The organism is Haloactinospora alba (genome assembly GCF_006717075.1).
In the GTDB taxonomy this organism is placed as follows: Bacteria; Actinomycetota; Actinomycetes; order Streptosporangiales; family Streptosporangiaceae; genus Haloactinospora; species Haloactinospora alba.
Window position 1 is genome coordinate 1 of the sequence record NZ_VFQC01000004.1, and the last position, 20211, is coordinate 20211.

The following is a 20211-nucleotide window of genomic DNA, read 5'->3' on the forward strand; positions in this document are numbered from 1 at the left end:
GACGTCTGCCTGTGGATCGGTGCGGCCGGCCCGAGCCTCCGAGAGGTAGGTGAATAGACGCCCGGCATCCCGCGAACGGAGCGTGCTTCCGTTGTTGAGCCGGGCAAACAACGCATGCCAAAACCGGCGCGCCTCTGCGGGTGAGACGCCGTCACGGCTGTCGTTCGCTCCTTCCGCCTCCTCGAAGTTGAACCCCACACTTTCCGCCCCAAGGGACTCGAAGAACTCAAAAAGGCGATCCGGGTGCCGTACGGTCTCCGCCGTTACCACGCAGATCACAGAGAACGGCACGGCGTTCCGCTTGAGTGCATTCACACCCCGCATGGCGCGACTGAACGCTTCTCGGCCGGACCAATCGACCCGGTCAACGTTCGCGTCCTCCGGTCCGTCCAAGCTCACACCTACGTGGATCCGGTGACGCTTGAAGAACTCGCACCACGTGTCGTCAATCAGCGTGGCGTTGGTCTGGACGAACTGACGCACCGCTCCGGAGCGTGTTAAGGGCTCGAATACCTCGCACAGCTCCGCGAAGCGATCATGGCGGAGGGCTAGCGGTTCTCCGCCATGCCACACGAGATCAATCGGACCGGATGTCCCCTGTTCTTCGATGCTCCGGGCGACAGCGCGTGCTACCACGGGTGGCATCTCCCTCCGGGCTTTCCGGTCATCAGGGGAGAGGTAGCAGTAGGAACAATCGAGATTGCAAAGCGTTGTGGGTTGCATGATCACTGACTGAAACGCACGATCCAGGGACACAAGACCTCCGGTAGGGGGTAGTCGGTGGTCTACTCACTGTTCCGTTGTTCGTTCCTCCCGTTGTGGTGACCGGGACCGCGACGCGGGGAAGGTGGCGACGCGGCCCCGGGGTCGGGACCGTCTCAGGACTTTCCGGTGCCCCCGCATGCCGGACAAATGATCTCTTCTATTCCCCTCTCTTCTCGTCCTGTGCCGTAGCATTCGTGGCACAACTCGGGGGATTTCACACCGTCGTCAGACACCATGAGTTTGCCTTTCTGCGTTGTCGGGGATTAGCGGGCTGCGCGCCATGGTTCCGGGAGCGGGTTGCCCGCTACGATCCAGTCGTGTAGCTCTTGAAACTTCGTATCCGCGTGGACGAGAGATGCGCGGAGTTCTTCCTTGGTCGCTCTCGTGTCCCTGTGGTCTCGGAGACTGTCCGAGACTTCGTCAAACAGCGCGTCCGCGCGTTCCTCGTCCGTCGCGGGCGTCGGCTCGTTCGTCTTTCCTCCCTTACTGGCTTTTAGCGCGCTGAACGGCGTTCTCCAAGGCCCGGGAGCACTCCGCACACACCTTCGTGTGTGCTTCGAACGCGGAGGCGGTCCGCTCTAGCTCCGTGCGGAGAACTTCCGGATTCGCCTGAATGTGTTCGGTGAACCCATACCGGGCCACACAGTCACCCGGGATGGTTGCGCAGAACACGCCGTGAGCCGTTGGGTCCGCGTCCCCGGTCCGGAAGATGCTCCAGCCGCGCGGTTCGAACTCTGCTCTGAACTCCGGGTAGTGGCGTGGACTGTGCCTAGGAACAGCTTTCATACTGCTCCCTCATGGAGCCAGACCCACTTTCGGACCACCTCCGCTAGTTCCTTGTGTCTGTATATCGCGTGAAGCGTCTCGTCTTTCGTTTCGCCATACACGGCGGGCTGCTCAATTCCCGGAGGCATGTCCGTGTCGAGGAACGCCAGGTAGGCGCCGTGCTGGGGGAGCCACACGGCGCGCCACCCCTCCGGAACCTCCGGTGCTAATGGCTTTGTCATGTGGTCACTCCATACGCTGACCGCCCCAAATGTCCTAAACCCATCACGCTCCAATGCGAGTTCGCTGGTTCTTCCATTTCTTGAGCATTACAACTGGAAGTGCGCAGGTGAAGGGGCTTACACACTTCTCCGGAACCATGCCGAGATCCATGGAATTCTGTGGAATGGGTTCGCACACCCTAGAGCGGTGTGGTGAGATAACCGCATGCCCCCTGACAAGCGAGTACTACGGCAGTACGGCCGTGAAGTGTCCCGATTGCGCCATGAAGAAGACCTCACACAAACGGCTCTAGGCCACAGAGTGGGAGCCGGAAAATCGCACATCTCAGACATTGAACGAGGGCAGGCTGTCCCCTCCGCGCGCGTACGTGCAGAGCTGGACAAGGAGATCGGACACGGCCGCCTCGAACGGCTGTGGGACGAGCTGACGGGCTCCGGGCGTGAGGCGTGGCGGTACGAGATCACGGAGCTTACGCATCAAGCCAATGCCCTGTACGAGTACCAGAGTCTTGTGTTCCCCGTGTATCTCCAGACAGAGAACTACGCTCGCGCGCTCATCCGGTACGGTGCCCCCTGGCTATCCGCTGACGAGGTATCTGGTCGCGCGGAGGACCGAGCGAAGCAAGCACATCACATGACGGATGGGGTAACCCCTATCATCTGGCTTGTCGTGGATCAGACGATCTTATGGCGTCGTTACGGATCTGGAACTATCCAGCGGGAACAGTTGGAACATGTGGCGAACCTGGTAGAGCGGGACCGGTTGACTGTGCAAATGGTTCCCGCGGACTCTCCGCGTCACCCTGGCAACAACGGGCCTTTTCGTGTGATCACAGCTAACGATGGCCCGGAGGTTGTGTACGTGGAGAGCGCCCACAAGGGTCAGATCGTTACGTCTACCGAGCACGTATCCCGGTACCGGATGTGGTTTGCAGCCTTACAGGGCATCGCTGTAGGACCGGATGAGACGCTTGAAGCACTCAAAGAGCAGATCAAGGGGTTAGAGCATGGATAAGTGGCACAAGTCGTCTTACAGTGGCGGCAACAACGAGTGTGTAGAGGTTCGGGAGACGGTGAACACGGCGGACGTCCGCGACACCCAGAACCGCGAGCGTGGACACCTGTCGTTCTCCGCGTCGGAGTGGAAGGCGTTCCTGTTGGACGTGCGGGCCGGGGAGCTGTAACCCAGTCATGCCCCAACGAGGGTCCCGGGGCCGTCCAACCGGGGCCCTCTTCTACGGTTGGCAACCTACGGATGTCCGCGTGCGTAAGAGCCTTTCCCCGGGCTCCGCACGATCCATCCCTGCTCAACAAGCAGTGCGTAGGCGCTCCTTGCAGTGCGCCGCGATACCCCGAACTCTTCGCACACGTCCGCTTCTGACGGGATAAGCCGGTTCGGCGGGTACGTACCATCTTCCACACGAGCCGCGATGGCGCGCGCTATCTGCTGGTACATCGGTTCCGGGCCATACAAGTCCACGTATCAATCCTAGACAGCATGAGTCAGTGTTCACTAGTTCGAGCTAGCGCGTGACAGTACGTACCAGGTTGGGTAGGCTTGACCGCACTCTAGACACGAAGCGGCCCGGCGGAAGCCCAAACTTCCCCGGGCCCGGCCAAGCGATGGGAGCGCTTGACGTGACAATTCTACTTGACCTGTGTGCCCTGATCCTTCGCGTGATCCGCAGCTCGAACGGAGACCACGCGCGTCCCTATGCCGTATGGGATGAGGCCACGGTTCACCGCCTGGGGAGAACCGTGGCCGGGCCAGAACAGTCCGAACGGCCCACACGCGCGCGGACCCGGATACGTCCCTATATCCCTGCCCCGACTGTTCCTCCGGAAGAGGGGGCACAACATGTGCACGGGATGGACATGGATGCGGATACGGCTCCGGTTCTGGTTCGCCCGTACGTGCTCGCGGAGGAGCGTCGTCGCGAGCAAGAACGCGCGGATCGTGACCGGCTGGGAATCGCTGTGCTGATGGACCTAGGGACGGTCTCAGCGTGAACCCTGGTGCTTCGTCAGTCTCATCCGGGGAGGCTTATGGTAGAAGAACCATGACCTACCCCCATTCCCCGAACCGCTCCGGTTGGGCCGTCACATCGCTCGTCCTGGGCATTCTCGGAGTGGTCACGACATTCCCGTTGTTCGGAATGGCCACCTTACTGCCTGCCGGAGCCGCGCTGACCGGTGCCCACGCACTGCGGGTGACTCACACTCACCAGCTACGCGGACGCGCGTTCGCAATGTGGGGGTTCTGGCTCGGAGTCGTGTTTTTCCTGATCAACGTCGGGCTACTGATGCTTGGCATAGCGGGGATGCGCATGGAGTAGGGGTATCTCCTGTGTATGGACGAAGACGAGGAGATCCCGCCGGAACAGGCAGTTGATGATGAGGCGTGGATGGTGATCCTCCGCGCCATGATGGGCGTCGAAGACGAGCCGGATGGCCCGGATGAGCCTTAGGTTTCCCTGAACATACGCAAAGCGCCCCGACTCCTGCCTCTTTAGCAAGAGGTCGAGGGTCGGGGCGCTTTATGACGTCAGGAGTTGCGAACATCAGCCTGTAGTCATACGTTGCATGGATACCCCCAACATGTTGGGGGGCGCTTCCTACATGTTGTTCAACCAAAGCCCCACGCGGTGGCCGCCGCCGGGGCTCAACTCCTCAAGGAGCAAATGAACGTGGCACAGCATAACAGCAGCACAGATCACCTTGGAAGGCTTGACTTCCGAGGGAACACCGTGTCCGTCTACAGCAACGACCAGGGAGCATGGATCTTCCCCGGCCAGTTGTGCCGCAACATGGGCATCGACCCGAACGGGCAACGCCAAAACATCGAACGAAAGCACTGGTCAAAAGGCTGGACGTGTATGACACACGTCCAGCTTCCAGGCGACGGGCAATCCCGTGAGCAGTTCGCGTTGCACGAGCGGCGCTTGCCAATGTGGATCGCTACCATCGATACAAGCCGCATCAAGGACCCCGAGGTCCGGGCCAACGTCGAACGGCACCAAACCGAGTTCGCCGACGTGCTCTACGAGTACCTCGTTCGTGGCGGTGTCATCAATCCCGACGCCACCTACGAACAGGTCGAGCAACTACACGCCCGGATCGCAGAGATCCGCAACTCAGAAAAGCACGTCCACCGCAAACTCACCGACCTGATCGCCGAGACAGCCGTCGATTACGACTCCAGCAGCGACCGGGTACGTAAGTTCTTCGGGCGCATTCAGAACGTTCTGCTGTACGCGGCGAGCGGTGCTAAAGCCGAGAAGCTGAGGACGACACGCGAGATCGTGTATTACACCGGGAGAAATGGGCCAACGAAGCGGGACCGTGAGACCGCCAAGAACTATCTGGACGAGCGGGAGCTGAAGACCCTGGAGAAGCTCGTCGGTGTGTTCTTCGACTTGGCCGACATCCGGGTGATGTTCCGGGATGACGTGAACCTGGAGCTTTGGAGGGACATGCTTAATCAGGCGATCCGGACCTCGGGGCGGCCAGTCCTCGACGAGATCGAGCCTGCCTGGACCGCTTAACAGGCACACGTAAAGTGCCCGCCCCCTCACCAGGGGCGGGCGTTGTGTTGTCGGGTTAGAGGTTGACCACGTGCAGCGTGCCGTACACCGCTGTACGCCGCGTGCCCGGACGAATTACGTCCAGCCGCCACGCGCGCCTACCCGACTCAGCGAGGTGCGGCCGGTTGACGGTGGCCGTCGCCAGTCCGGCGGGTGCGTCCGTCACGGTGATCTCACCGGTTCGGGTGCTGAGCACGATCGTCTCGTCCGCGTCGTCCGCAGTGTCCGCGTTGGGTTTGAGGATCATGTCTAGCTCAGCGTCGGTGAGATCGTAGGCCGACTGCTCGTCCGCGTCGGTCACGGCGAGACTGACCGTTTCGTCATTGCCCTCATAGAGCGTCAGGTCCTGGACGGTGGCCACGCGTTCACCTCCTGGTGCCCGAGCCACTGATGCGGCCCGGGATAGCGGTTGCCGACACGCGCCCGGTCGGAGTGGCACGCGCGGAAAGGCGGGGGAGAGGCTCGACACGTTGGCGCACGGTGCCCGCGAGGAACACTTCAACGGTGGCCGCGTCGGTTGCGTTCTTGTATCCCGCCTCGGTGGTGGTGACGCTCGGAGATCCGACGACAGTGTCGGTTGCTTCCTTAGCTCCTGTGGCCGTTCCACCGATGGTTACAGCACCGGCCACCGGAGCGGTGGTGTTCTTGGTGCCGAGTATGTTCCCGGTGACGGCGAGGCCCCCATGTGCCGATCCGCCGCGACCACCTACCAGGGATGATGCGGTTCCAAGAGGTACGGACAAGGAACGTGTGCTGGCCTTGTGTCCGCTCGTGTTGCTCGCGCCCTTGGTCGGAAACGAAATGGTCTCACTGGGTGCGGCGGCCGGACCAGGACTCGTAGCGTCGTCGATCGCGAGATAGGACAGCCACGTTGGCGACGGTAGCGGGTCACCGTTCGCCTCAGCGGCGGCAAGGTCCATGGCGGCTCCGGTCTCGGAGCCAATCTCGCCATCAACCAGCGCAAATCCATGGGTTTCCTGGAAGTTCTGTACCCATGTGGTCGTCTCGTTGCCGAAGTCGCCATCTGCCCCGTATTGGGGAAGGGCGTCCGGGTTCCAGGCGAGTAGCTGTTCTTGGCGGTCTTGGATTGGCGTGCCGTCAAGGTTGGCATCGTTATCGCCTGGCTGTAGGAGAACGCCGCGCCGGTACCGGTAGGCGGACAGTTCCATGTCCCCAGACAAGGCAGTCCCGGACCATGTGGCGATCCGTGGCCCCGTGGTGGCGTGACCCGGATACACTTCGCACACGGTGTCCGTGCCGTCGCTGCTGAGTTCGACCCGGAGCCATTGCCCGATAGGAACCGCCGTTCCGTCCAGGGCGGGGTTAATCGGGTCCTGGGCGAGCCCATCGGGTTGCAACCGCAACCCAATGTTTCCGTTCGCCGTCTCGTGGAGAACGAGCCCCACGGTTCCGACACGGCACACCCACCGGCATTCGTCGATGCCGTGGCCCGCATCCTGCATTTGCGGCAATCGGGTGTAGAACCGGATCCACCAGGGAGCGGCCGGTAGGACCGTCTCTAAGCGGGGAGTCGAGTTTGACCGGTGAAACCCCGTATCCACGCGGACCGTGGACAACCCATGGACCGTCTCGGCAGCGGAATAGTCCGACCGGCCCGGAGCGACCACACCGACCGTGCCGACACGCGCGGTCGCAGCCAAAGATGACGTGGACGGCGCGGCTCCGACCGGACCCGAGAGGGAGTTCACGACCGTCCGGGCCATGATCCCCCCTTACGCGTTGGCCAGATCCAGAACCAGGCTCGTCACGGTGTAGGTTCCGGACGCGCCGTAGCTCTCTTGGGTCGACAAAGCCAGCCCACCGAGCCATACGGGAGTCGCGTCCCCGGACCACAACCCAAGGTGAGTCACCGTGTTTCCCCCGGGAATCGCGAATTGGATTTCGCCCGAGGTCGCTATGGAACCATCCGATGCTGTTTTCCAACTAACGGACTGTCGTGAATACGATCCCCCGGAGACCTCCGAGGACCCATCACTACCCGGGGCGGCGGTATGCATGGATGCCGTGGCGATTTCACTCGCACCGGCATCCAACATCGTTCCGAACAGGACATTCTGTAGGGCCATTACCCCTCCAACTCAGGCCGCTTTGTGTGCGGAGCGAGCCACCCGGCACCGGCAGCTACCAGGGTCACGGCAGCAGCGGCGACGTCCTGCTGCACGTCCATGCCAAGCTGTCCGGCGACGAACACCAGCACGGTTACCGCAGCGGCGGATGCCGTGGACGCGGTTACTTTCTTTTCAATACGAGCCATTCGTCCTCCTGACATGCGAAAACCCCGGCACAAGGCCGGGGTGTGATTTCGGGCGTTATAAAATAACCGGTGTTTTCACCGGTCAGGTAAGAGGTTCCGTCCAGGCCGCGTCCCACGTCTCGGGGCCAACAATGCCGTCTATCGACAAACCCTTCTGCGATTGGAACAAACGACAAACCCGTTCGGACTCGGGGCCGTACCACCCGTCGACGGTCAGTTCTCGGCCGTCGGAGTCCACCCACCCGCGTTCGCGCATGCGGTCCTGCCACGTCTCGCAGGCCGCGGAGTGCTCTACGGGCGGCTGGGACAGGTAGGTTCCCGGCCAGTCGGGCGCGTCGGTGGCGTCAGTGTTCTCCTCCTGGTCGGAGTCGTCGGGGATGCTGTCACCTGGAGTCGTGGCGAACAGGCCATCTTGCACGAGCGCGTAGGCGGTGTCTCCCGGACACGAGGTGGAGTTCAGGTCCCGGTGGCCGATCACCGTGCCGGAAATGCTGGTATCGGGTTCCATCAGCCAGGCACGCAGCTCGCGCACAGCATCAATCTGTGCGTCCGGAATGGGATCAGTTGGGCCACCGGAGAGGGTGCACGAATAGTACTCGGAATTATGTCCGAGCTGGGCTGCCTGAGTCTTGAAAAGTCCACGACCCTCGATGACATATCCATGCGGACATGCGAAAAAGGAGTAGGCGATATCTGCCCACCCGTTTCCATTTACATGGTAGTCGCGGGTCGAATTCCAGTAGTCGATACAAGCCGAGTGTGACTTGTTGGCGAGGTTCTGGTCGGCGCTGTCGTAGTGGATCACCAGCCCCTGTTTTGGGTTGGCGTCGGAGGCCGGAGACTCGGACGGCCATCCGAGATCAGAGCGCCATACGAGCTTGCTGGGTTCGGGCATGTTGATCCTAACTAAAGAAAACGCCAATGATGGAGGCGAGAGCGGCTGTGATCGCCGAAATCGTGGAAATGGGAAGTGCGTATCTCCACGATTCGAGGGACCGTAACCGTTTCTCGTGGTCTTCTATGGCATTTCGGCTGGTTTCCTGATGTGCTGCAATAGTTTTGAGCTGTCCGGAGAGGCTTCGTATCTCCCCGTACAACTCCGTAAGTGTTATCCGAGCGGACGGTTCATCGTTTGGCATTTACATCGGGATAATCGTTGCTGTTCTCGTTTGCAGGTGCCATGGCTTGTTGGATCTCGCGGCGAACCGGATCGTGTATTCGGTTCCCGGCGTGACTTCCACTAGCTCGTGTGCAGATATGGGCTGTTCAGTTATGTATGTTTCTAGAAACGTGTGTGTCTGTGGTGCTGCTGTGGCAACGTCGTTTCCCGAAACGAAATCAAGGTTGGCATCCAGCCATCCGCTGCCCTGTGATGTGGTGTGCTCAAAAGAGATCATGGCCAGTACACGTGAGGACACAGGGGTGAAGGTAAGCAGGTCTGAATCATGCTTCCAGCTTGATTCGGAATGAGATGTATTGATGGTCCACTTGTTGGTTTTCTTCTCGCTTTTGATTCCGAACGCATGCGGGGATAGTTCGACCATGCTCCCTGTGTTGGGATCACGAATCGACATGCCGGTAGGAATGCCGTAGCCGATGCGAATGTACTCGGTGCCTGAGTCTGTGACATGAATTCCACTAGGACTCAGTTCTGTTTGCTGACCCGACGGACTGCCAAGAATGATCGATGCGGCTCGAATGGTCGCGTACCGCATGCGGGATTGTGCGGCGGTCCACGCCTCCCGGGCACGACCGTTAATGCGGTTGAGCGTTCGACCCGCATCATCGGGATAGTTTGGTTTGGGCATCATGCTCCGCTCGGGTCTGTTTCGGCAGGGTGATCGGCGGGTTCTTCGAAGATGAGTTCGGCTGTGTCGCTGCCGGTTCCTCGCGTGGCAGGGGTGACTTTGATTCCGACGACCCGTCGTTGCTGATCGAAACTCGGGGCTCCATCAATGAGCGGGAACCAGTCATTTGTGAGGATCAGCCGCGCCTCATCTCCGAGGTGTTCCGGAGTGAATGACGGGTTTTCGGGAAGACGAACGGTCACCTGAGGGATGCGCACCATTCCGGATCTACGCGTTGTCCACCAACGGGCGTAATCGTTCAGGGTGCCCCTGTTGGTCACCGACTGGTAATCCTCGCTCCGCTCTAGAAGTGGCCATCCCCCGTTGAGGTGGTCAGTCGAGTACCAATAGTCGCTCGTGAGCGGCTCGGAATCGTCGGAAATATCGTCGTTGACCGTGTCTCCACGCGTTACCCACGACGTGGCAGCGTCCGTAGCGTCAGCGGGATACGACCACGAGACAACGTTTCCCGGTTCGGCGAAGACATGGTTCGCGGGGGTGCCGAGCTGGTCGCGGACAACGAAGTCTCGGACCCGGGCTCCTTCGCTGTCGAGGTAGGTACGGATCATCCATTCCGGACCGTCGATCACCTCGGAGAGCTGTTCGAGACGCTTCCCGTAGGTCTCGCCTTCGGACGCGAGGTACTCCCGGTCGCGCTTGGTGCCAGACGTTCCAGTGTCAGAGATGCGAAGGCCGATATCGGCTCCGGGAACGTTGGACTGCGAGGGCGGGCGCAACGCGAAGTCCACGAGTTGCCGTGCTATCTGCAACTGGTCTTCCTGGCTGAAGGTGAGATCAGTCCGAATCTCTCGATGAAACAGCCACGATTCCAGGCTCGCACCACGCAGCCTGATAGAGACACGCCCACGCTCATCCGCTGAGGGTGTTGCCTCCCAGACAATGTAGGTGCCCCACAGCTGTCCGTTGCGGTAGACGTGGACCACCGTCCGCCCCGGGCCGGTACTGAGATCTCCCGGCGTGCGCGGCACGATGCGCGCGGCCCGATCGGCAACGGCACGGTTAGGAACCGGCATGGTTGCCGAGAAACTCCCGGCTTCGCAGATACGGCGATCGAAACTGACTCCGTCCAGGTCGAACGCGCCAATCTCGCTGTCTGTCAGCAGGTCAGCGAACACGTAGTGGTAGGTGGGCACGGGTCCTCACATGTGGGCGTGGTGATAGGAGACAACCGCGCGGGCAGGTCCGTCCGGGTTGGTGGCCGTGAACGCGACGGGGTTGTATCCCGGGGGAACCGTCCATGCCTGTGGCGGCACACTCCCGTCAGCGAGGGTGGACAGGGCATCGGCACCGTTGTCCCGGTAGGCGGTGCCCTCGTGACAGTCGATGTCGAGCCATTCCCCGCTTCCCAGCACAACCACGAATGCCAGCCGCCGACCCGCACACGTCAGCTCGGGTATGTCACACGGGCCGTGGATCCGGATCCGTGGCCGGGTTGGAGTGTCTCCTTGTTGGGGCGCGGTCCGGTTCGCGCCGGGAGGGATGATTACCTCGGTCGGTGTCGGGACGTAGCGCAGCGGGTCAGGACAGGTCCATTGCAGCGTGTAGGACACGTGCCCGAGTGGTGACCGCTTCCCGTGGCTGATCGTCCGCTGAGAGACGCGAGCATGCGCTGTGAGGGCTTCGCCGAGCATGGTCACCGTGAGCGGGGACAACTCCGCGTCCTCAGCGATGGCGGTTGCGGCCCGAAGCTTCCGGACCATGGGTCCGATGTCGGAGCGGGGCGCCCGGATGAGTCCGGTTGCGGTGACCGTGCGGGACTGAGCCAGGGGCCGGCCGGGCCATGCCCCGTGTCGCGAGGGGCGGTCCACCTCTCCGGCATCGATCCCGGGAAGGTCGTCCCACCCATCCAACTCGGTCACCCGGTACGGGTCCCCTCCGAGGGTGAGCCCGTTCCACTCGATACGCACGTTCACCCCCGAGCCTTCACGAGCCCGTACAGGGCTTCGCCAACGTCCCGGGCGCTCATCCGCTCGGTGGCCTGAAACTGTTCGATGTTGACCGCAGGACCACCTTGCTGTGGTTGGGCGTTACCCCGGTCGGCACGGGACAGCTCCCCGTTCATCGGATCCACCATTCCGCGCGCCATTCCCTCTACGCGCCGGTTCAGTTCCCTCTCTCCGGAATCGATCCCGGCACCGATTCCCGCTGGAATCCACTGGCCGACTTCGCCAGCGAACACCGCCGAGGGAGAGCTAATCCCGAGGGTGTCCTTTGCCGCACCGAGAGCATCTTTCGCTATTCCTTTGAGTTTGTCGTACAGCGCTCCGGCCGCCCCGGTCACACCATCAATGATTCCGTCAATGATGTTCGATCCGATATTTGTAAATTTGGAAACGATCCCGGCCACCGTTTCATAAGCGGTGTTGATCGCATCCGAGATCGTGTTCTTGATCCATCTCCACGCCCCGGACGTAGCCGACTGGATAGCACTCCATGCGCCGGAAATCGTTCCCCGAACTCTGGAAACAACCGAGGAAACGATTCTCCACGCGGCATTGATCGCTGCGGATATCGCTGCCTTGATCCCGTTCCATATCCCTAGAGTCCGGGATTTGATCGCGCTCCACGTCGTCGTTATCCACGTGCGCACCGTTGAAACGGCCGAAGACACAGCGGACTTGATTCTGTTCCATACCGACAGGACTGTGTCTTGCGTTGCCTTCCAAGCATCCTTGAACCATTGAATAACGCCAGTGACGAAATTCGTGATCGCTTCACCGGCGCTCTTCAGTGCGGACCATATGGTAGGCCCCCATGTCTTGAAGAGGTCGATGATTGCGAAAATCGGGGCTATTAGCCCGAGTAGGCCGCCGGGGTAATTCTCTGAAATCCAGACATAGGCTTGAGAGAGCCAATCAACGAGTAGGATCAACCCCTCGATGAATGAGAAAATCCCCTCGATGATTCCGGCGAACGTGTCCGAATTATCAGAAACGGTATTGAACAGTCCAGACAGGGAATCCGCAATTCCGCCGAGGGAATTTTCCATATCGAGTGCACTGAGCAACCCGTTAAACGCCTCAGTGGCGTCGTCGATGACCGGTCCGAACTGCTCCATCGCGCCGAACAGCTCATCGGAGAAATCCGACAGCACCGGCGCCATGTCGGAAAATGCCTTCTCCAGGTGAGGCGAGAGCGAATCGAACAACTCTCCGAGGTCGCCCGCTACGTCCTTAAGGGTTTCCTCAAGCGGAGCAGCCATTTCCTTAAGGTCAGATTTGACGTCACTCGCCAAATCGGAAAATGCAGATTTTACCTCGTCGGATTGGGCTGCGGCGACCAACCCGAGCCCGGCGATTCCGGCGCCGAATGCGGCGACGATAGCGGTACCCGCCATGGCGCCGAATAGCGGCAGCAGCATGAGCCCGGCAGCGACCACAGCCACCATGACCCATACGTTGTTGGATACGCCGGAGAGCCCTTTACTGACCCCTCCGGCGAGACTGCTACCAGCATTTCCGCCAGCTTTGCTCAGCGCTCCGCTGGCTCTTCCCATAGCTCCGGTGACAGAGCCAGCGAAGCTATTTCCCGCCCGACTCCCGCCGTCATCGAATTCGTCTTCGATCTTGTTCGCTGCCGTTTTCGCCTCAGCGACAGCGCCGGTTAATCCTCGGGTGTATCCCTTGTCGTCTACGTCCAGAGTGGCGACGAGTTCGCCAACATTCATAGCCATCAGGGGTCACCCCCTTTTGGCTATTTAAAGGTTGCGCAATGTAGAGCGCGCGGATTCTCCGGAAACTTCGGTTGGTTCACGCTGGACTAATTGCCAGAACACGGTTTCTCTGGGCATGGATAGAACCATGGAATAGAAACGCCGCGCAGGGAGCGCGGCTATTTCTTCCGGCGTCCACCCCTGCGTCGCGAGCCACCCTTCGATCGCCCACCAGTGTTTCCGGATGCATGATTCGAGGTGGGATTCTTGGGGTTCGGCTTGAGTCGTTCCGGCGCTTTTCCCTCAACCACAGCCGTGTAGGCTTCACGCCACGTCATTTTCGTTCCGGATGCGCGCGCGATTCCCCACGCCACCACAACCCCGAATTGCTCTTCGGACATTCCAGCGTCCACCCAGGATTCAAGGGCGTGGTCGCCGAACAACTTGGCGACTAGGCGTTGCGCCTCTTCCTCGGAAACGTTCTGGATGTCCATCTGCGACATTTCGCGCTTGAATTGCAGCGTCATGTCGCGCGAGTCGGGAGCCTTCACCGTGACGCCGAGAATGGTCTCATATTCGGGTTCGCGAGCGGACTCGACCTCAGCCCAGAACGCGTCAAACGATTCGTGTTCGGACGTCTGGGGTTGGTCGGACTCCTGGTCGGCCTGGATTTCACTCGCTCGCTGGAGAGACTCTTCAACGTCCATCAGGCCACCGCCTCGGTTGTGCTCGGGCCGCACTTGGTCAGAGTGCAGTTAAAGGTGGTCTTTTCGTTAGTGCCGCCACCCTGCTCTCCGAGGGTCGTCGTGGCCTCCCACACGGTCCACTCGGTATCGGTCGGATACCGAAACCGGTAAGTCGCGTGGCTGGCAACGCCGACCCTGTCTTCGGCGGCGTTGGTCTCGCACTGAGCCTGACCCGGATCAAGGGAGCCGTCGGTGTCATCCTTGCGAAGCTGGCCTTCCATTTCGATGGTGGCTCCGCGCTGCATGATGTCCTGAGAGTAAGCGCCCTGACTGTCGAAGTCGGTAGTGTCGGCGGTTTCCTCATTTTCGCTGCGGTTGATCGTGACCGAGGTCAGCCCGCCGATTTCGGCCCATGTCGCCGGGTCGGCACCGTCCGAAGCTTCAATGATGATGTCCCGGGCGTTGACCTTGCGTAACGCCACTGCGGAGCCTCCTTACATACGAAAGCCCCGCACCGTGGCGGGGCGAAAGTTCTGGTTTTAGGTCTAGCCGGTGCGGTTGGGGGTGGAACGCTGAACCTCGATGCGCACGTTCACCGTCCACTCGTGGCGGCCGGAATCGTCACGCCCCATGTAGGCCGGACCCGATTGGAGCCCTACCGCGAGCTGTAGCCACGTTCCGCCCGGCATGGTGCGCATGCCGAGACCGTGAAGCGCGTCGTAAGCGTCTTGGGCCAGCCGTTCACCTGTGCGGACATCCTCGGCTGTGCCGCGCGTCCGCACCTGGACGCGGGGTTCGTCGTAGGGATGGAGAACGCTCGCCTCACTTCCCCCGCCATACAGGGCCACCGCTAGGGCCACGTCCGGCCTCGGCGGTAGGGCCGTGAGATAGATAGTGCCCCCGGGCGTGCCGTCGGCGTGGTAGGTGCCAACGTCCAGGGAAACGAGTAGGTTGGCAACCTCTTCGGTGAGAGTCATTGGATCCCTACAAACAAAGGTAGAAGTAATTATGAGCGAAACAGAAAAACATGATCAAAGCTCGGAGTATTCGATAGTCGAGTTTCGTAGAGAGCAATATGCGGTTCATGCTCATTCTTTGAAACATGCTGCCGTCGAGCTTGGTCCTGCATTGTTCGATTCAGCATTGACCAATGCTCTTCTTGTGATAGTGGCCCATGATCACACTAGTGGAGAAAATGCTTGTAGAGACCCTAAAGGTCGCACTCGTTCAGCGAGTTCCCTTATCAAGGTTATGCGCGAAATTACCATATCCGGAAATGGTGATTACAGAGTCAGTGATGCATCTCCGTCATTTCCTCAAGGAACCATTGTTTCCCTTGATGATTTGATGGAAGGATTGTCCATGACCCAACCCGTGAGGCATGGAAAAGAAGGAGGAAGCAAAATCGTTCCTTCTGGTGCTGTGCAGGCTCTCCTTGATCTTGATCACCATCCGGCACTTGGTGACCTACTCCAACGGGAGGCAGACTCCCATCAGGTAAAGATGGCCGAGTGGGATGCTGGCGAACGCCGACGAGCCTTAGAATATCTCGAGTTTCTTGAGGATGAAGAAATAGAACGTCGGATAAATGAAGCAACAAAAACGAACGAGTTGATTATGTATTTCGAAAGTTTGCAAGATCCACTGGAGTGGTGTCCTGTTTGTGAATGTAAAGCGCTACTAGTAAACGGCAGGGTTGAGTTTGACGTTCCATTTGGTATGTGTTTTGTGTGCTCGTACAAGAGGATTCCGGAAGATGCCGAACGGGAGGCATTTGAGCGGGTGATGGACTGGGACGCCGACGATTAGGAGGATCCCTGTAACTCTTGTCTAATCGCGGCCCGCACCATCGCGAGCATGGTGTTCCGCTCCCGAGCATGCGGGTCCTCCAGGTACTTTGCCTTGCGACCCGCGTCGTGCTGCCACGTCAGTTCCTCATGCTGGCGACGGGCGTACACGGTGTCGTAGTAGACCGCTCCGGCAAGGTCGGACTCGTCAACGACAGCCGTACCGGACCGGGAGAGTGTGCCCTCTTCAAGCGGCACTTCCTTGCGGCTCTCTCCGAGTAGGTGTTCCATGGCGGTTTCGAGCCCCCGCGCCGCACCCTTGTGAGCCTCGCGGCGTGCGTCGTCTAGGTGGAGCTTGAGTTTGGTCTTGGTGCTCACGTAAGGCTTACCTCCACATGGCTCGGCACGGGCATGGTGCGGCCGTCATGGCGGCTCGTGGTGATGACGCTGGACTGTGTTCCGTCCGGCAAGGTCACGCGGGAACCAGCCGGGAAGCTGTCGGCGTGGTTGAGCTGGACCCGAAGTGTCGTTTCTGAGGTGACTTCGGATCCGTCGTCACCGCGCACCATGCGCCGCTTGCCCTCCACGATGGCCCGAACTGCCACCGGATCAGCGTAGGTCGGACCGTAGGGACCCTCTCCCTGGTAAGGCTCAACCGTGACGTCACTCCCCATGCGGCGCAGCATCCACCCCGGGATCGTGCGCATCACCACCACCCAACCCGAGGCGCGTGGCTTGTCAGTCCTGCTTGGTGGAGAACAAGCCACGCCTGATAGCTGAGCCGCGTCGTAGTATCCAGCCGTTCCCCGGTGCGCCCGCCCGCGCGGGACAGGCTGATGCTTCCCGCGCTCACGCTCTGCCATGCTGACGGGTCATCGGCCGCAAGTCCATCGGTCCCGGACGCATCCCATTCCGCGCATTGTTCGAAGGTCGCCGCGCGTAGCGCCTCCTGGACGTGAGAGGCGTCCGGATCGTAGACGGCACTGAAAAGCGCTTGGTCCACCAGCCGTGAGGCGCGGGTAAGCATCCGCTCGGCTTGTTCGGGTTGGTGGCCGAGGAACTCCGCGAGTTCAGTCGGTGTCGCGTGCGCCATCGGGTTCCCCCCGTTCGGGAGAGTCGATCCGGTGCCAACCACTGGTTCCGGACCGCTCGCGGACCATCAACCCGAGCCGCGTGTCCTCGAAACCACCGGGAACGGTGCGCACCCGCTCGACCGGTGTTCCGTTTCGGCGCAGCTCATACAGCGGCATCAGCGTCCCCCTTCTTGCTGGTCTTCTTCTGCTGCCGGGGCTCCGACTGTGGTTCCGGTTCGGACACCCGTTGCCAGTTATCCAACCGGTCCAACCGCGCTGACCGGTGCTCGTAGCTCACACGATCGCCAGTGTTGGTGTTTTCGTAGGTGACCATCAGGCGACATCACCGCCCTTGACCAGCACCGCACGGGACGCGTCCAGAGTCTTCACGCCGTAGAGGCAATCAATCGAGACGACATCCTGTTTCTTGTTGATGTCGTAGTCATAGACGACCCGTAGCCCGAAGCCGTTGTAGTTCTCGATCGCGGCGTTCTGGGCACCGCGCGGCAACTCCAGGGGACGGAACGCGAGCGCGACGGCAGTGCGGTGGAAGGCCACACCAACCTCAGTGGTGCTGTTGCCGCTGGTCTGCTCCGGAACGCTGATGTTCTGGGTTTCGTAGTTGTCGAAGCCGAACTTGCGACCAATGGCGGCTTCCATGAGACCTTCGGTGTCGCCGCGCTTGTCGGCCTCGTGGAACAGCGGATCCGCCTGGTACGCGGCGGCGGCTTCCGGACCGAACACGTAGCGGCGCTCATTCTTGGGCACGTTGGCCTTGGTCAACACCTTGCCCGCGTCCACCATGACCTTGGGGTTGTCCCAACCGTGGGTACTGGTGGTGTCGGCCTGACCAACCTCGGCGGTGATGTCGTCACGGAATGTCAGAAGGTCACGGTCGATCTTCTGGGCGATCGCCTCCATAGCGGGATTCAGTAGCTGGGCACTGAAGTCTTGAATGTTCAGCGACAGGTCCTTGGCTGTGACCGCGAACGACACGTCGGCAAAATGGTTGAGATTAACGTCTGTGCTGCCCTCAGTAGCGTCCTGAATGTCGATTCCGGCCGTCCGATCGAATTCCTTTGCCTGGAATACGGCGGGCTTGCGGACGGTGACGGTGTCGCCCACTCGGTTCTGAAACTCGGGCTCGTAGTCGCGGTGGACCAGGGGCGCCATGACGGTGGTCTCGTAGAGGTTCGCCAACGCGGCGCGGGCGATCACATCGGGTGTGAGCAGTGTGTTTGCCATGGTGGTGGCGTTCTCCTATCAGTCGGATCCGCCGGAGCGGCGCTTGCGCCGCTGTTTGCGGAATTCATCAACGGATTGCGGCGTATCGGGCGTGTCTCCGGATCCGCCGGAGAAGTCGCCACTGCTGCGCGCGGGCGGCGCCTGCCCGGCCGCCTTGTACTTGGGGGTGTCGGTGTATTCGGAGACCAATGCGTCAAGCGAGGTCGTGAAGTCGGACGCCGACGGGTCGAGCTTGGACAGCTTGTCGGCGAAGCTGCGACTGTCTAGCAGCGTGTCTGCGTCGAGCCCTGCCTTGCGTGCGGCGTTCTCCGCGTAGCGCTCCCGGCGCTCGCTGGAGAGCTGCTGTGCGAGCTGGTCAGGGTCGGGCTGCTGATCTCCCTCATCGTTGACGAGCCCGATGGCCTTGCCGATCTGCTGTGCCAGCTCCTGCCGAGCTTCCTCAGCCGCTTGCTGTTTGGCGTTGGTGCGGGCCTTGCCGTTCTCCGCGCGAAGGTCGCGCACCATCTTCGCGAGGTCCGCTTGTGACAGTTCCGCGAGGTCGTCCCCGCTGGTGTTGTCGGCGCTGCCGTTTGTGTCGGCCGACTGCTGTTCGGGTTGCTGCGTCTGTTCGGTGGTCGTGCTGTCGTTCTGCTGTGTGTCTTCGGGCGCCTGGCCCTGCTCATCAGACATAGGTCTCCTCGCGTCTAGCTGGAGTGCTTCCTTTTTTCTCAGGTCAGAGGGGATACAATGATTTTTTTGTTTTCGAAGTTGACATTTATGGGGGTGGTATCTAGGGTGGAAACTGTCAACATCGGAAACATAAAAATACAACAGGGAGCGGCCGGATGGCATGCAAGCGCTGCGACGGTTACGGGATGCCGCACATGAGCCACCGCGACGGCGGGATTTGCTACCGGTGCGGAGCGCTGCCCGCCCACCGGGCGAAGGAAGACGATGGCCGGTTTTCGCGGCGGCTCACCTACCACGAAGCCCGGGAGCGGTACGGGAAAGTGGTGGACGTGCTGACCGAACTAGCCAAGGCGCCCAAGGGAACGAAGAAACGGTTCTGCGCCCGGGAAGCCATATACCGGATTCAGACCGGCGTCACCCAAGACACCGGCACTCTTTGGGAAAACGTCGATCACATCCGCACACTGACGGGAAATATCCCGCCGAACATGTAGCCGGATTAACGACCCCCCGCTTATGCGGGGGGTCACCTGCTCCCTGTAGATAGGATTCACCATGGACCAGCCGCTATTCAGCGAATGGGAATGCAGCCAGATTACCGGGCAAACCGATATCTGGGACGCCATAGAAACGACCGAGGAAGAGAAAATCGTTCCACCGGAACTCCCCAACGATGGGAGTCTGTTCGGGCTGCGAGTTACCAGCCACCCTCAGGGCGGCGCACTGTTTGGTGTGGAGGTTGACGGATGACCGCGACAATAGAGGGCATGGCCACTGCTGACGTATACCCCACCGCTGTCCGGTACCTCGGTGCCACTCAGGTGGCTGCCGAGATCGGCGTGTCCCGCACCGCTGTCACACAAGCGTTGCGCCGCAACCCCCCAGACAGCGCATCCCCATTCCCGGAACCGGACGCGTTCGTCGGGGACACGCCAGGTTGGGCGCCCGACCGCCTTGGCGAGATCCGGGCGTGGTACGCCACTCCGCGCCAAGGGCGCCGTCAATCCGAGTAGTCGATCGGGCTCGGTATGACCTCCGCGTACCCCCGCATCCAGAACCGGAATAGGTTTCGGGTGCGGGGATCGTTTGCGTTCGGATCATGCGGGCACGTGGAGCGGCGTCGCCCTTCCTGGGCGGCCTGCTTTCCGTCCTGGTAGGCGCGCACGATGTCTACTGCGACCGACACGCATCCTCCCTACCTGTTGAAGTCGCGGCCCACTTCACCGGTCGGCTGACCAGCTTCGATCTCGGCGATGAAGTCTTCAAAGGTCTGGCGTCCGCTGGCGTCGAAGAACCTCTTAAGTTCTTCGCTAGCATATTTCTCTACTCGGCTCCGAGGGCCAGAGAACAATGACATCGGATCGATGCCTGCCGCTTCGCCTTGTTGGTTGAGCATGAACCCGTTCGTCTGCTCTTCCGCTTGCACATAAATCCGTTCGATCATGAGCTTGTACTGCTCACGGGCGATTTCGCGGAAGGGGCGGCGATCCTGCGACGACCGGTGTTCAGCTACGTACTGCTCTCGGCGGATCGACTCGATACTACGTCCCAACACTTCAGCGGCGGCTTCCTCACGCTCCATGCCCTCGTCTTCAACGAG

The 20211-nt window shown here is 60.8% G+C and carries 31 protein-coding genes; 8 read left to right on the plus strand and 23 right to left on the minus strand.

Features of this window, described 5'->3' with window-relative positions; translation table 11 throughout:
- A partial coding sequence (locus FHX37_RS22490) for a radical SAM protein (protein WP_141926308.1) occupies window positions 1–723 on the minus strand: 723 nt, incomplete at its 3' end.
- 824 nt (window positions 724–1547) lie between these two features.
- Complete coding sequence (locus tag FHX37_RS22500) at window positions 1548–1772, minus strand: hypothetical protein (RefSeq protein ID WP_141926310.1); 225 nt, start codon at window positions 1770–1772, stop codon at window positions 1548–1550.
- A gap of 205 nt (window positions 1773–1977) precedes the next feature.
- On the opposite strand from FHX37_RS22500, the gene FHX37_RS22505 reads away from it, so the two are divergent.
- On the plus strand, window positions 1978–2787 hold the full coding sequence (locus FHX37_RS22505) for a helix-turn-helix domain-containing protein (protein ID WP_141926311.1): 810 nt from the start codon (window positions 1978–1980) through the stop codon (window positions 2785–2787).
- The gene (locus FHX37_RS22510; protein WP_141926312.1) at window positions 2780–2956 is read left to right on the plus strand and encodes a DUF397 domain-containing protein; all 177 of its coding nucleotides are present in this window, start codon (window positions 2780–2782) and stop codon (window positions 2954–2956) included. The genes FHX37_RS22505 and FHX37_RS22510 overlap by 8 nt, the downstream gene beginning before the upstream one ends.
- A 65-nt stretch (window positions 2957–3021) precedes the next feature.
- Here the strand turns inward: FHX37_RS22510 and FHX37_RS22515 are convergent, their stop codons facing one another.
- Window positions 3022–3228, minus strand: coding sequence for a GntR family transcriptional regulator (locus FHX37_RS22515; protein WP_141926332.1), 207 nt, complete (start codon window positions 3226–3228; stop codon window positions 3022–3024).
- Between the two features lie 604 nt (window positions 3229–3832).
- Between FHX37_RS22515 and FHX37_RS22520 the strand changes: the two genes are divergently transcribed.
- Together FHX37_RS22520 and rhuM are read left to right on the plus strand one after the other, a co-directional pair.
- Window positions 3833–4108 (plus strand): hypothetical protein, encoded by a 276-nt coding sequence (locus FHX37_RS22520; protein ID WP_141926313.1) that lies wholly within the window; start codon window positions 3833–3835, stop codon window positions 4106–4108.
- Window positions 4109–4453: 345 nt separating this feature from the next.
- Entirely contained in the window at window positions 4454–5317 is an 864-nt protein-coding gene (gene rhuM / locus FHX37_RS22525) for a RhuM family protein (RefSeq protein ID WP_141926314.1), read from the plus strand.
- A 55-nt stretch (window positions 5318–5372) separates the two neighbouring features.
- Here the strand turns inward: rhuM and FHX37_RS22530 are convergent, their stop codons facing one another.
- From FHX37_RS22530 to FHX37_RS22590, 12 genes are all read right to left on the minus strand, one after another.
- Window positions 5373–5717, minus strand: coding sequence for a hypothetical protein (locus FHX37_RS22530; protein WP_246062515.1), 345 nt, complete (start codon window positions 5715–5717; stop codon window positions 5373–5375).
- A 4-nt stretch (window positions 5718–5721) separates the two neighbouring features.
- Window positions 5722–7080 carry a peptidoglycan-binding domain-containing protein gene (locus tag FHX37_RS22535; protein ID WP_141926315.1) on the minus strand — a complete coding sequence of 453 codons (1359 nt, stop codon included), beginning with the start codon at window positions 7078–7080 and terminating at the stop codon, window positions 5722–5724.
- A 9-nt stretch (window positions 7081–7089) separates the two neighbouring features.
- Window positions 7090–7443 carry a phage tail fiber protein gene (locus tag FHX37_RS24250; protein WP_449405187.1) on the minus strand — a complete coding sequence of 118 codons (354 nt, stop codon included), beginning with the start codon at window positions 7441–7443 and terminating at the stop codon, window positions 7090–7092.
- Window positions 7443–7631 (minus strand): hypothetical protein, encoded by a 189-nt coding sequence (locus FHX37_RS22540; RefSeq protein WP_141926316.1) that lies wholly within the window; start codon window positions 7629–7631, stop codon window positions 7443–7445. Before FHX37_RS22540 ends, FHX37_RS24250 begins: the two co-directional genes overlap by 1 nt.
- A gap of 82 nt (window positions 7632–7713) precedes the next feature.
- A complete protein-coding gene (locus FHX37_RS23785) occupies window positions 7714–8526 on the minus strand; it encodes a peptidoglycan recognition protein family protein (RefSeq protein ID WP_246062516.1) in 813 nt (270 codons plus the stop codon).
- A gap of 244 nt (window positions 8527–8770) precedes the next feature.
- Complete coding sequence (locus FHX37_RS22560; protein ID WP_141926318.1) at window positions 8771–9439, minus strand: hypothetical protein; 669 nt, start codon at window positions 9437–9439, stop codon at window positions 8771–8773.
- Window positions 9439–10632 (minus strand): hypothetical protein, encoded by a 1194-nt coding sequence (locus FHX37_RS22565; protein WP_141926319.1) that lies wholly within the window; start codon window positions 10630–10632, stop codon window positions 9439–9441. Before FHX37_RS22565 ends, FHX37_RS22560 begins: the two co-directional genes overlap by 1 nt.
- Before the next feature lie 6 nt (window positions 10633–10638).
- Window positions 10639–11412, minus strand: a complete 774-nt coding sequence (locus tag FHX37_RS22570) for a phage tail protein (RefSeq protein WP_141926320.1) — start codon at window positions 11410–11412, stop codon at window positions 10639–10641.
- Entirely contained in the window at window positions 11409–13172 is a 1764-nt protein-coding gene (locus FHX37_RS22575; RefSeq protein WP_141926321.1) for a phage tail protein, read from the minus strand. Before FHX37_RS22575 ends, FHX37_RS22570 begins: the two co-directional genes overlap by 4 nt.
- A 158-nt stretch (window positions 13173–13330) precedes the next feature.
- Window positions 13331–13858 carry a hypothetical protein gene (locus FHX37_RS22580; protein ID WP_141926322.1) on the minus strand — a complete coding sequence of 176 codons (528 nt, stop codon included), beginning with the start codon at window positions 13856–13858 and terminating at the stop codon, window positions 13331–13333.
- Window positions 13858–14319 carry a phage tail tube protein gene (locus FHX37_RS22585; RefSeq protein WP_211352022.1) on the minus strand — a complete coding sequence of 154 codons (462 nt, stop codon included), beginning with the start codon at window positions 14317–14319 and terminating at the stop codon, window positions 13858–13860. The genes FHX37_RS22580 and FHX37_RS22585 overlap by 1 nt, the downstream gene beginning before the upstream one ends.
- Before the next feature lie 63 nt (window positions 14320–14382).
- A complete protein-coding gene (locus FHX37_RS22590; protein WP_141926323.1) occupies window positions 14383–14814 on the minus strand; it encodes a minor capsid protein in 432 nt (143 codons plus the stop codon).
- 31 nt (window positions 14815–14845) lie between these two features.
- Here FHX37_RS22590 and FHX37_RS22595 point away from each other — a divergent pair, with 31 nt between their 5' ends.
- The gene (locus FHX37_RS22595) at window positions 14846–15646 is read left to right on the plus strand and encodes a hypothetical protein (protein WP_141926324.1); all 801 of its coding nucleotides are present in this window, start codon (window positions 14846–14848) and stop codon (window positions 15644–15646) included.
- Here the strand turns inward: FHX37_RS22595 and FHX37_RS22600 are convergent.
- The 6 genes from FHX37_RS22600 to FHX37_RS22620 all read right to left on the minus strand — a co-directional run bounded on the left by FHX37_RS22600 (window position 15643) and on the right by FHX37_RS22620 (window position 18611).
- On the minus strand, window positions 15643–16002 hold the full coding sequence (locus tag FHX37_RS22600; RefSeq protein ID WP_141926325.1) for a minor capsid protein: 360 nt from the start codon (window positions 16000–16002) through the stop codon (window positions 15643–15645). The genes FHX37_RS22595 and FHX37_RS22600 overlap by 4 nt on opposite strands.
- Window positions 15999–16331, minus strand: a complete 333-nt coding sequence (locus FHX37_RS22605) for a hypothetical protein (RefSeq protein ID WP_141926326.1) — start codon at window positions 16329–16331, stop codon at window positions 15999–16001. The genes FHX37_RS22600 and FHX37_RS22605 overlap by 4 nt, the downstream gene beginning before the upstream one ends.
- Window positions 16332–16694: 363 nt before the next feature.
- Entirely contained in the window at window positions 16695–16874 is a 180-nt protein-coding gene (locus FHX37_RS22610; RefSeq protein ID WP_141926327.1) for a hypothetical protein, read from the minus strand.
- Window positions 16861–17031: a hypothetical protein gene (locus FHX37_RS23105; RefSeq protein WP_170181687.1), complete on the minus strand. Its 171-nt coding sequence runs from the start codon at window positions 17029–17031 to the stop codon at window positions 16861–16863. The genes FHX37_RS22610 and FHX37_RS23105 overlap by 14 nt, the downstream gene beginning before the upstream one ends.
- Window positions 17031–17942, minus strand: a complete 912-nt coding sequence (locus tag FHX37_RS22615; RefSeq protein ID WP_141926328.1) for a P22 phage major capsid protein family protein — start codon at window positions 17940–17942, stop codon at window positions 17031–17033. Before FHX37_RS22615 ends, FHX37_RS23105 begins: the two co-directional genes overlap by 1 nt.
- Before the next feature lie 18 nt (window positions 17943–17960).
- Window positions 17961–18611: a hypothetical protein gene (locus FHX37_RS22620; RefSeq protein ID WP_141926329.1), complete on the minus strand. Its 651-nt coding sequence runs from the start codon at window positions 18609–18611 to the stop codon at window positions 17961–17963.
- Window positions 18612–18805: 194 nt separating this feature from the next.
- Between FHX37_RS22620 and FHX37_RS22625 the strand changes: the two genes are divergently transcribed.
- From FHX37_RS22625 to FHX37_RS22635, 3 genes are all read left to right on the plus strand, one after another.
- On the plus strand, window positions 18806–19105 hold the full coding sequence (locus FHX37_RS22625) for a hypothetical protein (RefSeq protein ID WP_141926330.1): 300 nt from the start codon (window positions 18806–18808) through the stop codon (window positions 19103–19105).
- Window positions 19106–19166: 61 nt separating this feature from the next.
- Window positions 19167–19361 (plus strand): hypothetical protein, encoded by a 195-nt coding sequence (locus FHX37_RS22630; RefSeq protein ID WP_141925884.1) that lies wholly within the window; start codon window positions 19167–19169, stop codon window positions 19359–19361.
- Window positions 19358–19624, plus strand: coding sequence for a hypothetical protein (locus FHX37_RS22635; protein WP_141925886.1), 267 nt, complete (start codon window positions 19358–19360; stop codon window positions 19622–19624). The genes FHX37_RS22630 and FHX37_RS22635 overlap by 4 nt, the downstream gene beginning before the upstream one ends.
- Here the strand turns inward: FHX37_RS22635 and FHX37_RS24195 are convergent.
- A complete protein-coding gene (locus FHX37_RS24195) occupies window positions 19612–19797 on the minus strand; it encodes an Rmf/CrpP fold protein (RefSeq protein WP_394344526.1) in 186 nt (61 codons plus the stop codon). The two genes, FHX37_RS22635 and FHX37_RS24195, sit on opposite strands and share 13 nt — an antisense overlap.
- Window positions 19798–19806: 9 nt before the next feature.
- Window positions 19807–20211 (minus strand): hypothetical protein (locus tag FHX37_RS22640; RefSeq protein WP_211352023.1); only part of this gene is annotated, 405 nt, incomplete at its 5' end.

Excerpts from the sequence above, each read along its gene's own strand:
- FHX37_RS22500 (WP_141926310.1), bottom strand. The coding sequence starts at position 1,772 with ATGACAAAGCCATTAGCACCGGAGGTTCCGGAGGGGTGGCGCGCCGTG.
- FHX37_RS22505 (WP_141926311.1), top strand. The coding sequence starts at position 1,978 with ATGCCCCCTGACAAGCGAGTACTACGGCAGTACGGCCGTGAAGTGTCC.
- FHX37_RS22510 (WP_141926312.1), top strand. The coding sequence starts at position 2,780 with ATGGATAAGTGGCACAAGTCGTCTTACAGTGGCGGCAACAACGAGTGT.
- FHX37_RS22515 (WP_141926332.1), bottom strand. The coding sequence starts at position 3,228 with ATGTACCAGCAGATAGCGCGCGCCATCGCGGCTCGTGTGGAAGATGGT.
- FHX37_RS22520 (WP_141926313.1), top strand. The coding sequence starts at position 3,833 with ATGACCTACCCCCATTCCCCGAACCGCTCCGGTTGGGCCGTCACATCG.
- rhuM (WP_141926314.1), top strand. The coding sequence starts at position 4,454 with ATGAACGTGGCACAGCATAACAGCAGCACAGATCACCTTGGAAGGCTT.
- FHX37_RS22535 (WP_141926315.1), bottom strand. The coding sequence starts at position 7,080 with ATGGCCCGGACGGTCGTGAACTCCCTCTCGGGTCCGGTCGGAGCCGCG.
- FHX37_RS24250 (WP_449405187.1), bottom strand. The coding sequence starts at position 7,443 with ATGGCCCTACAGAATGTCCTGTTCGGAACGATGTTGGATGCCGGTGCG.
- FHX37_RS22540 (WP_141926316.1), bottom strand. The coding sequence starts at position 7,631 with ATGGCTCGTATTGAAAAGAAAGTAACCGCGTCCACGGCATCCGCCGCT.
- FHX37_RS23785 (WP_246062516.1), bottom strand. The coding sequence starts at position 8,526 with ATGCCCGAACCCAGCAAGCTCGTATGGCGCTCTGATCTCGGATGGCCG.
- FHX37_RS22560 (WP_141926318.1), bottom strand. The coding sequence starts at position 9,439 with ATGCCCAAACCAAACTATCCCGATGATGCGGGTCGAACGCTCAACCGC.
- FHX37_RS22575 (WP_141926321.1), bottom strand. The coding sequence starts at position 13,172 with ATGGCTATGAATGTTGGCGAACTCGTCGCCACTCTGGACGTAGACGAC.
- FHX37_RS22580 (WP_141926322.1), bottom strand. The coding sequence starts at position 13,858 with ATGGACGTTGAAGAGTCTCTCCAGCGAGCGAGTGAAATCCAGGCCGAC.
- FHX37_RS22590 (WP_141926323.1), bottom strand. The coding sequence starts at position 14,814 with ATGACTCTCACCGAAGAGGTTGCCAACCTACTCGTTTCCCTGGACGTT.
- FHX37_RS22595 (WP_141926324.1), top strand. The coding sequence starts at position 14,846 with ATGAGCGAAACAGAAAAACATGATCAAAGCTCGGAGTATTCGATAGTC.
- FHX37_RS22605 (WP_141926326.1), bottom strand. The coding sequence starts at position 16,331 with ATGCGCACGATCCCGGGGTGGATGCTGCGCCGCATGGGGAGTGACGTC.
- FHX37_RS22610 (WP_141926327.1), bottom strand. The coding sequence starts at position 16,874 with ATGCCGCTGTATGAGCTGCGCCGAAACGGAACACCGGTCGAGCGGGTG.
- FHX37_RS23105 (WP_170181687.1), bottom strand. The coding sequence starts at position 17,031 with ATGGTCACCTACGAAAACACCAACACTGGCGATCGTGTGAGCTACGAG.
- FHX37_RS22615 (WP_141926328.1), bottom strand. The coding sequence starts at position 17,942 with ATGGCAAACACACTGCTCACACCCGATGTGATCGCCCGCGCCGCGTTG.
- FHX37_RS22620 (WP_141926329.1), bottom strand. The coding sequence starts at position 18,611 with ATGTCTGATGAGCAGGGCCAGGCGCCCGAAGACACACAGCAGAACGAC.
- FHX37_RS22625 (WP_141926330.1), top strand. The coding sequence starts at position 18,806 with ATGAGCCACCGCGACGGCGGGATTTGCTACCGGTGCGGAGCGCTGCCC.
- FHX37_RS22630 (WP_141925884.1), top strand. The coding sequence starts at position 19,167 with ATGGACCAGCCGCTATTCAGCGAATGGGAATGCAGCCAGATTACCGGG.
- FHX37_RS22635 (WP_141925886.1), top strand. The coding sequence starts at position 19,358 with ATGACCGCGACAATAGAGGGCATGGCCACTGCTGACGTATACCCCACC.